Below are 14,515 nucleotides of genomic sequence, written 5' to 3' on the forward strand. Positions count from 1 at the left end.
CTTACGACATGCCCTATCAATCGCCCATTTCACCCGGCATCTCCTGGTACGAAACCACCATTCCTGACCGGACCGAATATCCGGCACTCGACGGATCACGCCAGGCGGACGTCGTCATCATCGGCGGCGGTTTCACCGGCCTTTCAGCCGCCGTCCACCTGGCGTCCGCGGGAGCCGACGTGGTGCTGCTCGAAGCCTATCGCTTCGGCGACGGCGCATCGGGACGCAACGGCGGCCAGCTTGGCACCGGCCAGCGCACCTGGGCCGAGGACCTCGAAGCGCAGTATGGTTTCACGCGCGCCAAGGCACTGTTCGATCTTGCCGAAGAGGCAAAAGCCTACCTCCTGCAATTTGCCGAAACCCATGGTATCGACATCGAATATGTGCCGGGGCAAATGTCGGTGGTGCACAAGAAGCGCTATCTGAAGCATTACCAAAAGCATGCGGAGCTTATGGCGACACGTTTCGGCTATCCGCATATTCATTTCATGGATGCGGCGGAGACTGCCGAGCGGCTCGGCTCTAGCCGTTTCCTTGGGGGAAACTACGACAAGGGGACGGGCCACATCCAGCCGATGAAGCTCGTGGTCGGAACCGCCCGGGCAGCAGCAAAAGCCGGCGCGCATCTCTTCGAAAACACCAAGGTCACGGGGATCAGTTCCGAAAACGGACGCGTTGCTGTCACGACCGGTTCGGGGACCGTGACGGCGGCCAAGGCCCTGATCGCGGTCAACGCCTATGGCGGCAATCTCGAGCCCGTCAGCGCGGCGCATGTGATGCCGATCCGTTCCTTCATCGGCGCCACGGTTCCGCTCGGCAAGGACAGCCCCGTCCTCCCAGGCGGGGAAAGTGTCGACGATTCCCGCTTTGTCGTGCGCTATTTCCGCCGCTCACGCGACGGCCGCCTGCTCTTTGGCGGGCGCGAGGCCTATACGGCCGATAATCCGGAGGACATCAGCACCCATATCCGGCGGCAGATCGCCGAAATCTATCCGGCACTGGCCGATGTCGAGATAACCCAGGCTTGGGGCGGTTCGGTCGGTATCACGCTTCCGCGCCAACCCTTCGTGCGCGAGGTGATGCCGAATGTGATTTCGGCCGGCGGCTATTCCGGCCATGGTGTGATGCTGGCCAACTATGTGGGCAAGCTCTATGCGGAGACCGTGGCCGGCAATCGCGACCGGCTGAAACTTTTGGAGGAACTGAAGGTCCCGGCATTTCCCGGCGGGCGGACATTACGGGCGCCGCTGCTGTTTCTGGCGCTCAGCTGGTACGCGCTGATGGACCGGGTCTAACAGCTATACCTTCCTGACGATCACGCTGCCGACAGAATAACCGGCGCCGAAGGAACAGATGACACCGAGGCTGCCGGGTGCGAGATCGTCGGAGAATTTCGAGAAGGCGATGATCGATCCGGCCGACGACGTATTGGCATAGTCCTGCAGGATGTTCGGCTGTTCGCCTGGCTGCGGCTCGCGCCCGAGCACCTTGACGCCGATCAGATCGTTCATGCCCTTATTGGCCTGGTGCAGCCAGAGGCGCGACAGGTGCGCGGGTGCAATGTTCTCGTCGGCAAGGTGGGTGAGTATAAGGTCGGCGACGATCGGCACGACTTGCTTGAACACCTTGCGGCCCTCCTGGCGGAACAGCATGTCGCGCCGGTCGCTCATATGGCCTTCGCGGGTCCGCCGCAGGAACCCGTTATTGTTGCGGATATTGTTGGAAAACTGGGTGAGGCAGCGGGTCGACACGATTTCGAAACGATCGGGCGCCGTCGCAAGATCGGCTCGCTCGAGCAAAACCGCCGTACAGACATCGCCGAAGATGAAGTGGCAATCCCGGTCGCGCCATTCGAGATGCGCCGAACAGATTTCGGGATTGACCATGAGGATAGCGCGGGCCGAGCCTGAACGGATCATGTCTGCCGCCGCCTGAATGCCGAAGGTCGCCGACGAACAGGCGACGTTCATGTCAAAGCCGAAACCCTCGATGCCGAGCGCCTGCTGCACCTCGATGGCAATGGCAGGGTAAGGCCGCTCGTGGTTGGAGGCGGCGCAAATGACCGCATCGATTTCCGAGGCGGTGCGTCCGGCCTTGGCGAGCGCGTCCGTTGCGGCTTGCACCGCCATTTCCGCCATGACCGAGAGTTCGTCGTCGCGGCGTTCCGGCAAGACTGGATGCATGATTTCGGGATCGAGCACCCCCGATTTGTTGAGGACGTGGCGACGCTCGATGCCCGATGCACGCACGATGAAATCTTCGGCCGACATGGCGATTGGCTCGCGCGTTCCCGCCGCGATCTCGTCGGCATGAAGTTCATTCTGCCGCGTCGCAAAGGTGTTGAACGCCTCGACCAGTTCGGCGTTGCTGATGGACTGTTCAGGCGTGAAAACGCCCGTACCGCTGATGACGACCTTATGCATGGCGCTTCCAATTTTTCTTTCCAAAAACCGATAGAGACTCCCGGCGCCCGGCGCAAGTAATCCCGTATTGTCATAAGAGGTTCATCGACGGGCCATAGGCTTTCCCCATATTTCGATAATGGATTGATAGGGGAACTGGCTATGACGGCGGAGAATTTGGCGGCTACAAGCCTCAGCGAACACCCTCTCGAAAAACCCAAGAGCCTCGGCAATTTGCCCAACTATGCCGTCGTCGCGATCCTGATCGCCGGCCTTATCTATGTCGGCTGGTCGCTGACACAGGATTTGACCAGTGCCGTCGCGGTGCCGTGGATCCTGCTCGGTCTAGCCCTCGTGACGGCCTTGGGCTTTGAATTCGTCAACGGTTTCCACGACACCGCCAATGCGGTCGCGACGGTGATCTACACCAATTCGATGCCGGCGGAATTCGCCGTGATCTGGTCGGGCTTTTTCAATTTCCTCGGTGTGATGACTGCGAGCGGTGCGGTAGCCTTCGGCATTATTTCATTGCTTCCGGTCGAACTGATCATGCAGGTGGGTTCGAGCGCCGGCCTTGCCATGGTTTTCTCGCTGCTGGCGGCGGCGATCATCTGGAACCTCGGCACCTGGTATTTCGGTCTGCCCGCGTCAAGTTCGCATACGCTCATCGGCTCGATCGTCGGCGTCGGTCTTGCCAACCAGTTCGTCGCGCCGACAGGCACGGCAACCAGCGGCGTCGACTGGTCGAAAGCGACCGAAGTCGGCATGTCGCTGCTGATTTCCCCGCTTGTCGGCTTCGGCGCGGCGGCGCTCCTGCTTCTCACCATGAAGCTATTCATCAGGAACAAGGCGCTTTACGAGGCGCCCAAGGGCAATACGCCGCCGCCGCTGTGGATTCGCGCAATGCTGATCTTCACCTGCACGGGCGTCAGTTTCGCCCACGGCTCAAACGACGGCCAGAAGGGCATGGGCTTGATCATGCTCATCCTGATCGGCGTCGTGCCGACCGCCTTTGCACTCAACAGGACCCCTGACATCAACTATCTCGACGCCTACAAGGCCGCTGCGACGCAAGCCGGCGCGGTTCTCCAGAAATACGAAAAGCCCGGCGTTGTCGTGACGGATGCGCATGCCGTCGTCAGCGAGGCCGTGCGCACCAAAACCTGGAGCGATGCCACGACTGTCGCGCTACAGCAATTCATCGTCGATACCAATGCGAGCATTTCTCCCTATGGTTCGGCGGCCAATGTGCCGACCGGCATGGTCAGCAACACGCGCAACGACATGTATCTTGCAGGTGAAGCGCTCAAATTGATCGACAAGAAGAAGCTGTTGCCGATGGAAGCGGCGGACCTTGCCGTCATCAAGACCTATCACCAGGCGATCGACAATGCGACGAAGTTCATCCCGACCTGGGTCAAGGTGGCCGTGGCGCTGGCGCTCGGGCTTGGAACGATGGTCGGCTGGAGGCGCATCGTCGTGACCGTCGGCGAAAAGATCGGCAAGACCCACCTGACCTATGGCCAGGGCGCTTCCGCCGAGCTGGTGGCCATGGGGACCATTTTCACTGCCGATACGCTCGGCCTGCCGGTGAGCACGACGCACATATTATCGTCGGGCGTCGCCGGAACGATGGTTGCGAACGGATCGGGACTGCAGATTTCGACCGTGCGCAACCTGCTCATGGCCTGGGTGCTGACGCTGCCCGTTTCGATCGCCCTCTCGTTCACGCTGTTCGTGATCTTGCGTCATCTGATCTGATAGAACTGGCCTCAAACGAGAAATTATGGCCGGCCATGCCGGCCACTACCATATACGCGCAATCCAACCTTTCTGCTCCGTCAATTGGTCGAATGCCACATCGGCGGAGACGAGGGGCAACTCATAGTGAATCGCGCTCGCAGCGAGCATCCGGTCAAAGGGATCGCGATGCGGCCAATCCAGCAGGCCTGCCTTGAGGCTTACTTCAGGCGTCAAAGTTGCAACACGGCCCAATTGTGCTTCGAATATGGGAAGAAGGCGATCAACAAAGGGCGCCATCTCCGGCCATTTGCCGAGCCGCACCTTGTGGCTGATTTCAAAAAAACTCACGGGAGAAACGAAAACCTCATCGGCTTCCTCAATCATCGACAAATGAGCTTCCGGAAGAAGTTTATCCGCAAGCATAAACCAAGCCCAGACATGCGTATCGAGCAAGACAGCTCTCATTCACTACGTTCCCAAAGCGCCAATTCCTCCTCGGACATAGGCTCAAGAAAATCCGGCGCCGTACCGGCAAGTTCCTTGAGCGCTCCGGCTTTAAAGCGGCTTTTGGGGATCGGAACCAGCTTCACCACCGGCTTGTTGCCTTTGGCGATAATAACCTCTTCTCCCGACAAGGCGGCATCGATCAACTTCGAGAGATTTGATTTGGCTGCATGGACATTGACCTGCATCGGAGTTTCTCCAGATTAGCTAACTTAGCTAATAGCACACAACTTCGCTGAAAGCGAACATGTCAATCCCGAACGAAGGTTGAACCAACCTTGCTGGGCTATTCGCCTTTCGGTGCGTCCGCGCCGACGGTCACCTCGGCCCAGGCGTCGAAATCGCGCGCCAGTTCGCCGATCTTCTTGCGTGCATTTTCCAGCGCTTCCTTGCCGAGGAGAAGACGCAGCGGTGGATTTTCCGCCTCCACGGCCTGGACGATCGCCTTTGCCGCTCGCACCGGATCGCCCGGCTGGTTGCCGCTGACCTTGCGCAGCATATCGAGCCGCGCGCCGGCGGTGGTCCGGTAGTCCTCCATCGTTTCCGGTACTTCATTGGCCGAGCGCCCGGCCCAGTCGGTACGGAAGCCGCTGGGCTCGACGATCAGGACCTTGATGCCGAGCGGCGCCACCTCCTTCGACAGCGATTCCGAAAGAGCCTCGACGCTGAACTTGGTCGCTGCATAGAAGCTGACGGCGACATTGGCGATGAGACCGCCCTGCGAGGAAATATTGACGATCGTCCCGGAGCGCTGCTTGCGCATGACAGGCAGGACCGCGCGCGTCATGTTGGCGAGTCCCCAGACGTTGATGTCGAACATCTTGCGCACTTCATCCATATCGCTCTCTTCGAGCGAGCCGAAATAGCCGATGCCGGCATTGTTCACGAGCACATCGATCCGACCGAAATGCTCGTGCGCCGCCTTGACTGCGCTGGCAATCTCTTCGGCCTTCGTCACATCGAGCTTCAGGACGAGGGCATTGTCCTTGTGGTCTTTGGCAAGTTCTTCGACATGCGCCGGGTTGCGCGCGGTGACAACGGTCGGATAGCCAAGTTCAAGCGTATGCCGCGCGAGTTCGCGGCCAAAACCGGTTGAACAGCCAGTGATGAACCAGACAGGTTTGGATGTCATGATGATGTCCTTGATGATGAGGCGCCGCAGGGTCCAAGCGGATCAGAGGAGCGCCGTGGAAAAAGCTGGACTACGCGTGCAATGTAGACCACCCGGCAACTGATTCAAGTTTTGATGCAACCTGAGTTCATCGTTCAGATGCAACGTCCCCCATCCACCTCAAGCGCAACCCCGGTTATGAACTCCGCTTCGTCCGAGGCAAGCCACAGCGCAGCATTGGCGACATCGAGCGGCGTCGACAGGCGTCCGAGAGGCACGGTCGCCTTGAACTGCGCGCGCTTCTCCGGCGTGTCCTCGCCCATGAACAGCCCGAGCATCGGCGTTTCGCCTGCCACAGGGCAGAGGCAATTCACCCTGATCTTCTTTGGTGCAAGCTCGATGGCCATGGACTTGGTAGCGCTTATCGCCCATCCCTTGGAAGCGTTGTACCAGGTCAAGCCCGGCCGCGGCCGCAATCCCGCCGTCGACGCCGTGGTGATGATCGCGCCGCCGCCCTGCGCCTCCATGATCGGAACGACGGCGAGCGCCGCATAGTAGATCGATTTCATGTTGACGCCGGTGATAAGATCGAACGTGCTCTCATCAACGTCAAGCATCGACCCGTTGCGGTAGGTGAAGCCGGCATTATTGACCATGATGTCGATGCGGCCGAACTGGTCGGCTGCCGCCTGGACCATGCTCTCTACTTCGTCCTTGCGCGTCACGTCGGCATGAACGGCAATAGCCTTCGCGCCGATAGCTGCGGCAACCTTTTGCGCACCCTTGAGATTGAGGTCGGCCACTACGACATTGGCGCCCTCCTCGGCAAAGCGCTTTGCCATCCCTTCGCCGAACCCTGACGCTGCGCCGGTGATGATTGCTGTCTTGCCTGCCAAACGGGTCATTTCATCTCCTGGATATGCTCATTGCTGGAATTGCTTGATATTTGCGGTCAATCGTGGCGGAAAACGATCGTCTTAGTCGCCGACATATCGTAAAGCGCCTCGAAACCCTTCTCGCGGCCATGGCCGGATCGTTTGAAACCGCCGAAGGGCAGTTCGATGCCGCCCCCAGCGCCATAGGCGTTAACGAAGACCTGCCCGGCGCGGACCCGCTTGGCGACGCGATGCTGACGCGCGCCGTCCCGCGTCCAAACCCCGGCGACAAGGCCGTATTCAGTATTATTGGCAATGCTAATCGCGTCGCTCTCATCGTCAAAGGCAAGGAGCGATAGGACAGGACCGAACACTTCCTCCTGTGCGATCACCGCCAAGGGATCGACCGAACCGAAGAGCACGGGCGCCACGTAATAACCGGCCGCCGGCGCGGCAGCAGCAATTGACCCGCGCGCAACGATTTCGATGCCGGCCTCCACGGCCCCGGCAACATAGGAATCGATGCGGCGCTTCTGCGCCGGATTGATCACGGCCCCAAGGTCAAGATCGGCATCGTGCGGGCCGGCGACAAGTTTGCTAAAGCGTTCGGCGAGCGCGCCCTCAACTTCACGATAGATGCTGCGCTCGATAAGCACCCGGCTGCCGGCGGAACAGCTCTGGCCGCCATTCTGTATGATCGCATTGACAATGACCGGCAAGGCCTTGTCGATATCGGCGTCGGCAAAGACGATTTGCGGCGACTTGCCGCCAAGTTCCATGGTGACGCCGCGATTGTTGAACGCGGCTGCCTGCTGGATGGCGGCGCCGGTGGCTGGCGACCCGGTGAATGTGACGTAGTCGATGCCCGGATGCGCGGATAGCGCCGCCCCCGCCTCGCGTCCATAACCAGTGATGATATTGAGCACACCCTCCGGAAAACCGGCTTCGATGGCAAGTTCTCCGATACGGATCGTCGAAAGCGATGCATCTTCGGCAGGCTTGACCACCAAGGTATTGCCCATGGCAAGCGCTGCCCCCACGACCCTTGCGAGGATCTGCAGCGGATAGTTCCAGGGAATTATCCCGGCAACGACCCCATGCGGTTCACGCAAAGTGAGCGCCGTGTAGCCATCATTGAACGGAATGGTATCGCCGTGGATCTTGTCGGCGGCGCCACCATAGAACTCATAATAGCGCATCGCAGCGGCAACATCGGCCTTTCCCTGGCGGAGCGGCTTGCCCGTGTCGCGCGATTCGAGCGCAGCGAGTTCGTCGCCGTGGCGCTCGATCAATTGCCCGAGCTTGGTCAAAAGCCTGCCGCGTTCCGCAGCGGACATGCGCGACCAGGGTCCACTATCGAAGGCGTCACGCGCTGCGCTAACGGCGCGGTCGACATCCTCCGCCTTGCTTGCCGGGATGCGTGCAAAGGCAAGGCCATCCGATGGACACAAAACAGTGATCGTTTCTTGCGAAAGTGCCGCGACCTGCCGACCGTTGATGATGTTCAGGAACTTCTGATCCTGCGCGACAACTTTGGAGAGATTCTGTACCATGACTACTTCCTGTTCGTTGCAATCGTAAGTGAACCGACACGAATTGGGAATGCATTTTGACGCAGTTCGTGCGCTGGGACTGGTCATTTTAAATCGATTAGATTATACAACGCTGCGCCCTTCGACGCATTCAGGCATAATGAGAGCATCCGTATGACAAGCCAGATAATCCCGGTTGAACCCTTTGATTGTATCGTTTTCGGTGGCACAGGCGATCTTGCAGAGCGCAAACTGATACCGGCTCTCTACCAGCGTCAGCGTGACGGGCAGTTCTCCGAGCCGACCCGCATCATCGGTGCCTCGCGTTCGGCCATGACCGACCAGGGCTACCGCGATTTTGCGGCAGCGGCGATCAAGGAATTCGTCAAGGCCGACGAGATCGATCCAAAGCAGCTCGACCAGTTTCTTTCACGGATCTTCTATGTCGCCGTGGACGCCACGTCCGATAATGGCTGGGAGGAACTCAAGGCGGCGATCGGCAACGACACCAAGCGAATCCGAGCTTTTTATCTTGCGGTCAGCCCGTCACTGTTTGGCGATATCACGAGCCGGCTCAAGAGCCACAAGCTCGTGCACGATCATACCCGCATCATAGTCGAGAAGCCGATCGGCCGCGACCTCGCCTCGGCGATCGCCCTCAACGACACGATCGGCCACGTCTTCCACGAGCAGCAGATATTCCGCATCGACCACTATCTCGGCAAGGAAACCGTGCAGAACCTGATGGCCCTGCGCTTTGCCAATGCCCTCTACGAGCCCTTGTGGAACTCCGCTCATATCGACCATGTCCAAATCACCGTTGCTGAAGCCGTCGGGCTCGAGAACCGTGCCGGCTATTACGATACGGCCGGTGCGCTGCGCGACATGGTGCAAAACCATATGCTGCAGCTGCTCTGCCTCGTCGCCATGGAACCGCCGTCGTCGATGGACGCCGATGCGGTGCGCGACGAGAAGCTGAAGGTGCTGCGCTCGCTCAGCCCGATCAACAACAAGAATTACGAGGAATTGACTGTGCGCGGCCAATACCGCGCCGGGGCGTCCGCCGGTGGCGCGGTCAAGGGATATCTGGACGAACTCGGCAAGCCGAGCAGCACCGAGACGTTCGTTGCCATCAAGGCCGAGATCGCCAACTGGCGCTGGGCCGGCGTGCCGTTCTATCTGCGGACCGGGAAGCGCCTCGCCACGCGCGCATCCGAGATCGTCGTTTCCTTCAAGCCGATCCCGCACTCGATTTTCGGCGACAGCGCCGGCCGCGTGGTCGCCAACCAGCTCGTGATCCGCCTGCAGCCCGACGAGGGGGTCAAACAGTGGATGATGATCAAGGATCCGGGTCCGGGCGGTATGCGGCTTCGCCATGTTCCGCTCGACATGAGCTTTGCCGAGTCCTTCCAGGCGCGCAATCCCGATGCCTATGAACGCTTGATCATGGATGTCGTGCGCGGCAACCAGACGCTGTTCATGCGCCGCGACGAGGTGGTTGCGGCCTGGCAGTGGGTCGACCCCATTCTCAAGGCCTGGGCCGAGGACGGACAGCCGCCCTACGGCTATACGGCCGGCACCTGGGGACCATCGGCTGCGATCGCCCTGATCGAGCGCGACGGTCGGACCTGGCACGAAGCGGAAGCATAGGAAGGTCGCACGTGTCATGGTGATCGATCATAAGCTGAACAGTTTCGCTGACGGTGATGCGCTCGCTGCGGCACTCGCATCCGCCGTCGCCGAACGGCTTGGCACCGCATGCAAGGAACGCGGAAGTGCCGTGCTTGCGGTCTCCGGCGGCACGACCCCTACCCGCTTCTTCAAAGCTCTTTCTCATAAGCGGCTGCCCTGGACGAACATTACGATTACCCTCATCGACGAGCGGTATGTGCCGCCGACCAGCGACCGGTCCAACGAGAAGCTCGTACGCGAGCTGCTCCTGCAAAACGAAGCGGCGGATGCCAATTTCGTCGGCCTTTACAATCCTGCGCCCAATGTCGAACAAGGTGCTAAACTGGCGTCCGAGGCAATCGGCCGGCTTGGACGCCCGTTTGACGTTTCCGTACTTGGCATGGGGAATGACGGGCACACGGCATCGTTCTTTCCGGGCGGCGACCATCTTGCTGAGGCGATTGCGCCGGACCAGATGGCGCCGGTTTTGCCCATGCAGGCGGAAGGCGCGGGCGAACCGAGGCTGACGCTGACGCTTCCGATGATTGCCGGATCGCGATTCGTGGCACTGCATATTGAAGGCGCGGCGAAGAAGGACGTGCTCGATGCTGCGCTTAGCGAAGGCAGCGCGCTCGACATGCCGATCCGTGCGGTTCTGCGCTATGAGCCGATCGAGCTTGAGATTTTCTGGGCGCCGTAAGCGGCCCGACTGCGTCGCTGCATCGGGAAGCTCCCAACTTCCGGGCAGCCTCCAAGAGGAGATAGAAGATGACCGTCCTGCAACGGGTAAAAAGCATTACCAATCGCATTTGCGAACAATCAAGACCAACGCGCGATGTCTATCTCGATCACCTGCGGGAGGCGGCCTCGCGCAAGCCGAAACGTTCGGCGCTTGCCTGCGCCAATCTTGCGCACGGCTTTGCCGCGTGCAGTCCATCCGACAAGGCGGCGCTTGCCGGCGACGTGGTGCCCAATCTCGGCATCATAACCTCCTACAACGACATGTTGTCGGCGCATCAACCGTTTGAAACCTACCCGCAGCTCATCAAGGCGGCGGCAAAGGAAGCTGGTGGCGTGGCGCAAGTCGCCGGTGGTGTTCCTGCCATGTGCGACGGTGTCACCCAGGGCCAGCCGGGCATGGAGCTTTCCCTGTTCTCGCGCGATGTCATCGCCATGGCAACGGCGATCGGCCTATCGCACGATATGTTCGACGCCGCGGTATATCTTGGCGTTTGCGACAAGATCGTGCCCGGGCTCGTCATCGGCGCGCTCACCTTCGGTCATCTTCCAGCGGTGTTTGTTCCAGCCGGACCCATGACGACGGGCCTGCCCAACGACGAAAAGGCAAAGACGCGCCAGCTCTATGCCGAGGGCAAGGTCGGGCGTGATGCACTGCTCGAATCGGAATCAAAGTCCTATCACGGCCCGGGCACCTGCACGTTCTACGGCACCGCAAATTCGAACCAGATGCTGATGGAGATCATGGGCCTCCACATGCCGGGCGCTTCCTTCATCAATCCGGGAACGCCCTTGCGCGAAGCGCTGACCCGCGAAGCTGCGAAGCGGGCGCTCGCCATTACCGCCCTCGGCAACGAATATACGCCTGTCGGCGAGATGATCGATGAGAAGACAATCGTAAACGGCGTCGTCGGACTGCATGCGACAGGCGGTTCCACCAACCATACGATGCACCTCGTCGCCATGGCGGCTGCAGCCGGTATCAAATTGACCTGGCAGGACATTTCCGACCTGTCAGACATCGTGCCGCTGCTCGCCCGTGTCTATCCGAACGGTCTTGCCGACGTGAACCATTTCCATGCCGCCGGCGGCATGGGCTATATCATCCGCGAACTTCTCGATGCCGGGCTCCTGCACGAGGACGTCAAGACCGTCTGGGGCGGCAGCGAGGGACTGCGCGCCTATACGATCGAGCCGAAGCTCGGCGAAAACGGCGCTGTCGTGCGCGAGCCGATCGCTGCCGAGAGCGGCGACAAGAAGGTCCTGTCCACCTATAAGGAGCCGTTCCAGGTGACCGGCGGACTGAAGATGCTCAAGGGCAATCTCGGCACCGCCGTTATCAAAACTTCTGCCGTGAAGGCCGACCGCCATATTATCGAGGCGCCGGCCATCGTTTTCGACAGCCAGGCCGAACTGCAGGATGCGTTCAAGGCGGGCAAGCTCGATCGCGATTTCGTGGCTGTGGTGCGTTTCCAGGGCCCGCGCGCCAACGGCATGCCCGAATTGCACAAGCTGACCCCGGCGTTGGGGGTCCTGCAGGATCGGGGTTATAAGGTGGCGCTCGTTACCGACGGGCGCATGTCCGGCGCTTCGGGCAAGGTTCCGGCCGCGATCCATGTGACACCCGAGGCACTCGACGGCGGCCTCATCGGCAAAATCCGGGATGGCGATGTCGTCCGCCTCGACGCGGAAATTGGCGCGCTGGATGTGCTCGAGGATCCGGACGTTCTGGCGGGCCGTCCCGCCCCCGAAGTCGATATCAGCCACAACAGCTATGGCATGGGCCGCGAACTCTTCGCGACATTCCGCCAGGCAGTGGGCCGGGCCGACCACGGAGCTTCTGTGTTCGGCTAGAACATGAAGCGCTAATACGTCGTGCGGCGCTCGTCCGAAGGCGAGCGCCCGAATTGCGCGCGGTAGCTCTGTGCGAAATAGGAATGCGACGTAAATCCCGTTGCGAGCGCGACGTCGAGAATCGGCGAATGGGTTTGCCGCAGCAATTCGCGTGCCCGTTCGAGCCGCAGGCTCATATAGTAACGGCCCGGCGTCATGTTGAGGTGACGCAGAAAAAGCCGTTCGACCTGCCGCACCGACAGGCCAACCGCCTTGGCAAGGCGGACCGCCGATTTCGGCTGTTCGAGATTGTCGGCCATCAATTCCACGATCTTGCGCAGCTTTTCCGACTTGCCGGTCAGGTCCCGCTCCGGCCCGATCCGCTGGCGATCGGTCTGCGAGCGAATGCGCTCGTGGTGGAACTGGTTGGCGACCTCGTTGGCAAGCGCCGGGCTGAAATCTTGCCGGATGATTTCAAGCATCAGGTCGATCGAGGTGGTGCCGCCGGCGCAGGTATAGCGCTTGCGGTCGATCTCGAAGACATTGCCCGTGCATTCGATCTGCGGGAACTTCTCCTGGAAGCCGGCACGGTTCTCCCAATGAATCGTGCAGCGATGACCTTCGAGCTGGCCGGCTTCGGCAAGGATGTAGCTGCCGATATTGAGCCCGCCCAGCGCTGCGCCGCGCCGTCCAAGATTGCGCAAGGCTGCAATGACCTTCTGCTTGTCATCGAAGTCGGTCTTGAGGCCGGCGCAGACAAAGAAGATATCGGACGACGGAAGGTCGGCGAGCGCATAATCCACATTGATCTGCAGGCCGTTCGAGGCGGTCACTGCCTCGCCATTGGCCGACACGATGATCCACGAATAATAGGGCTGCTCGGCCATGCGGTTGGCCGTACGCATCGTATCGATGGCAGCGGCAAGGCTGAACATCGGGAATTTGTCGACGAGCAGAAAGGCAAAGGTTCTGCTGACCTTGAGCGCTTGGGCCATGTGCTCTTTTAGCGAGATTCCCTGTTAGAGCAAATCGATCAGAAGCGCGGCGGCACCTTCCCAACCGAGCGGTAGGCCGCAACGAGCGTATTGGCCATAAGCATGGCGATCGTCATCGGGCCCACGCCGCCGGGGACCGGTGTGATGGCGGCCGCGACCGTCGCCGCATCCGCGAAATCGACATCGCCGACAAGGCGCGACTTGCCTTCGCCCTTTTCCGGAGCCGGGATGCGATTGATGCCGACATCGATCACGGTTGCGCCGGGCTTAACCCAATCGGCCTTGACCATTTGCGGCCTGCCGACGGCGGCGACGAGAATATCTGCGTTGCGGCAGATTCCCGCCAGATCCTTGGTCCTGCTATGGGCAATCGTCACTGTCGCATTGTGAGCAAGGAGCAGATTGAACATCGGCTTGCCGACAATGTTCGAGCGGCCGATCACCACGGCGTTGAGCCCGGAGAGGTCCCGGCCCAGAACGCGCTCAATCAGCAGCATGGAGCCTGCCGGCGTACACGGAACGAAAGCCGTATCGAGCTCGCCGGTGCCGAGCTTACCGACATTAATGAAATGGAAGCCGTCGACGTCCTTGTCCGGCGAAATCGTCTGGATAATGCGGCCGGAATCGATGTGCTTGGGCAGCGGAAGCTGCACGAGGATGCCGTGGATAGACGGGTCGGCATTGAGGCTCTCGACAAGAGCAACGAGCTCTTCCTCGCTGGTATCCTCGGCGAGGGTGTGTTGAACGGATTTGAAGCCGCATTCACGGGCCTTCTTGCCCTTTGAAGCGACATAGACCTGGCTGGCTGGATCTTCCCCGACGATGACAACGGCGATACCGGGCGTGATCCCGGTGGACTCTATCAGTTCGGCGGCCGACGCCTTGACCTTCGAAACCACGTCCTCGGCAATTTCCTTGCCATTGATCGTCACTGCCATGTGCTGCTCCCGGGCGTCGAACTGGTGGATCGGCCACCATAGTGTTGATTTTGCGGCCGAATAATACCGTCAAAGCGGCGTTCGCTGACGCAATAGCGAAAGCGGTCGGGAACAGCAATGCGATGATGTGCCCCAGAGGCGCGTCAGGCTTCCAATCGTTGCTTGGCGAGGAC

The 14,515-nt window shown here is 60.4% G+C and carries 13 protein-coding genes; 5 read left to right on the top strand and 8 right to left on the bottom strand.

Going from position 1 to position 14,515, the window contains the following annotated elements:
• The first annotated feature begins 8 nt into the window (after positions 1–8).
• The gene (locus BR48_RS0104795) at positions 9–1,295 is read left to right on the top strand and encodes an FAD-binding oxidoreductase (protein ID WP_027230263.1); all 1,287 of its coding nucleotides are present in this window, start codon (positions 9–11) and stop codon (positions 1,293–1,295) included.
• 3 nt (positions 1,296–1,298) lie between these two features.
• On the opposite strand, the gene BR48_RS0104800 is transcribed toward BR48_RS0104795, so the two are convergent.
• Complete coding sequence (locus BR48_RS0104800; RefSeq protein ID WP_027230264.1) at positions 1,299–2,423, bottom strand: beta-ketoacyl-ACP synthase III; 1,125 nt, start codon at positions 2,421–2,423, stop codon at positions 1,299–1,301.
• A 141-nt stretch (positions 2,424–2,564) separates the two neighbouring features.
• Between BR48_RS0104800 and BR48_RS0104805 the strand changes: the two genes are divergently transcribed.
• On the top strand, positions 2,565–4,163 hold the full coding sequence (locus BR48_RS0104805) for an inorganic phosphate transporter (protein ID WP_036813322.1): 1,599 nt from the start codon (positions 2,565–2,567) through the stop codon (positions 4,161–4,163).
• 45 nt (positions 4,164–4,208) lie between these two features.
• Here BR48_RS0104805 and BR48_RS0104810 read toward each other — a convergent pair whose 3' ends face one another.
• The 5 genes from BR48_RS0104810 to BR48_RS0104830 form a co-directional block, all read right to left on the bottom strand.
• Positions 4,209–4,598, bottom strand: coding sequence for a type II toxin-antitoxin system VapC family toxin (locus BR48_RS0104810; protein ID WP_244532717.1), 390 nt, complete (start codon positions 4,596–4,598; stop codon positions 4,209–4,211).
• 8 nt (positions 4,599–4,606) lie between these two features.
• Positions 4,607–4,837, bottom strand: a complete 231-nt coding sequence (locus tag BR48_RS0104815) for a type II toxin-antitoxin system prevent-host-death family antitoxin (protein WP_027230267.1) — start codon at positions 4,835–4,837, stop codon at positions 4,607–4,609.
• A gap of 98 nt (positions 4,838–4,935) precedes the next feature.
• Positions 4,936–5,781: an oxidoreductase gene (locus BR48_RS0104820; RefSeq protein WP_027230268.1), complete on the bottom strand. Its 846-nt coding sequence runs from the start codon at positions 5,779–5,781 to the stop codon at positions 4,936–4,938.
• Between the two features lie 134 nt (positions 5,782–5,915).
• On the bottom strand, positions 5,916–6,665 hold the full coding sequence (locus BR48_RS0104825; RefSeq protein WP_027230269.1) for an SDR family oxidoreductase: 750 nt from the start codon (positions 6,663–6,665) through the stop codon (positions 5,916–5,918).
• Between the two features lie 47 nt (positions 6,666–6,712).
• The gene (locus tag BR48_RS0104830) at positions 6,713–8,188 is read right to left on the bottom strand and encodes an aldehyde dehydrogenase family protein (protein ID WP_036813327.1); all 1,476 of its coding nucleotides are present in this window, start codon (positions 8,186–8,188) and stop codon (positions 6,713–6,715) included.
• Positions 8,189–8,341: 153 nt separating this feature from the next.
• Between BR48_RS0104830 and zwf the strand changes: the two genes are divergently transcribed.
• From zwf to edd, 3 genes are all read left to right on the top strand, one after another.
• On the top strand, positions 8,342–9,817 hold the full coding sequence (gene zwf / locus BR48_RS0104835; RefSeq protein WP_027230271.1) for a glucose-6-phosphate dehydrogenase: 1,476 nt from the start codon (positions 8,342–8,344) through the stop codon (positions 9,815–9,817).
• A 16-nt stretch (positions 9,818–9,833) separates the two neighbouring features.
• Complete coding sequence (pgl, locus tag BR48_RS0104840) at positions 9,834–10,538, top strand: 6-phosphogluconolactonase (RefSeq protein WP_036813330.1); 705 nt, start codon at positions 9,834–9,836, stop codon at positions 10,536–10,538.
• Between the two features lie 68 nt (positions 10,539–10,606).
• On the top strand, positions 10,607–12,430 hold the full coding sequence (gene edd / locus BR48_RS0104845; protein ID WP_027230273.1) for a phosphogluconate dehydratase: 1,824 nt from the start codon (positions 10,607–10,609) through the stop codon (positions 12,428–12,430).
• An 11-nt stretch (positions 12,431–12,441) separates the two neighbouring features.
• On the opposite strand, the gene BR48_RS0104850 is transcribed toward edd, so the two are convergent.
• Together BR48_RS0104850 and folD are read right to left on the bottom strand one after the other, a co-directional pair.
• Positions 12,442–13,404 (bottom strand): GlxA family transcriptional regulator, encoded by a 963-nt coding sequence (locus BR48_RS0104850; protein ID WP_027230274.1) that lies wholly within the window; start codon positions 13,402–13,404, stop codon positions 12,442–12,444.
• Between the two features lie 38 nt (positions 13,405–13,442).
• A complete protein-coding gene (gene folD / locus BR48_RS0104855) occupies positions 13,443–14,342 on the bottom strand; it encodes a bifunctional methylenetetrahydrofolate dehydrogenase/methenyltetrahydrofolate cyclohydrolase FolD (RefSeq protein ID WP_027230275.1) in 900 nt (299 codons plus the stop codon).
• Positions 14,343–14,515 lie beyond the last annotated feature (173 nt).

It is taken from the genome of Phyllobacterium sp. UNC302MFCol5.2 (assembly GCF_000686005.1).
In the GTDB taxonomy this organism is placed as follows: domain Bacteria; phylum Pseudomonadota; class Alphaproteobacteria; order Rhizobiales; family Rhizobiaceae; genus Phyllobacterium; species Phyllobacterium pellucidum.